Raw genomic sequence first — 492 nt, 5'->3', positions numbered from 1 at the left:
CTGACAATTTTACTTCTTTTTTCTCATACTTTCACCTTTCAATTCGATTCGGTGTGCGGTGTGCACGACCCGGTCGAGCACGGCATCGGCAATGGTGTCGTCACCGAACACGTCGTACCAGCTTGCTACGGGGAGCTGTGATGCGATGATGGTTGAGGCCTTAGCGTGGCGGTCTTCCATGATCTCCATCAAATCCAACCGTTGCTGCTGGTCCAGACGGACCAGACCGAAGTCATCCAGGATGAGCAGGTCGGTTTTGGAGAGCTTATCCATGAACTTGAACACCGAACCGTCTACCCTGGTCATCTTGATGCGCAGCAGTAGTTTCTGCAGGTTGAAATAAAGCACGCGGTGGCCTTGTGCACAGGCCTGGTGTCCCAGTGCCGATACCAGAAAACTCTTCCCGCATCCGGTTGCACCGGTTACCAATATCGCCTCGCCCTTGCGTATATAGCTCCCGGTTGCCAGTTCGATGACCGCCGCGCGGTCGAT

1 protein-coding gene is annotated in these 492 nt (G+C 54.5%); it reads right to left on the bottom strand.

Features of this window, described 5'->3' with window-relative positions:
• Nucleotides 1-9 precede the first annotated feature (9 nt).
• Nucleotides 10-492: ATP-binding protein (locus NGM62_RS22045; RefSeq protein WP_262250457.1), on the bottom strand; the 483-nt coding region annotated here is incomplete at its 5' end.

The sequence above is a fragment of the Parapedobacter soli genome (genome assembly GCF_025460835.1).
Classification (GTDB): domain Bacteria; phylum Bacteroidota; class Bacteroidia; order Sphingobacteriales; family Sphingobacteriaceae; genus Parapedobacter; species Parapedobacter soli.
The sequence above is the reverse complement of the archived record's forward strand: the minus strand, read 5'-3'. Positions and strand labels throughout refer to the sequence as shown.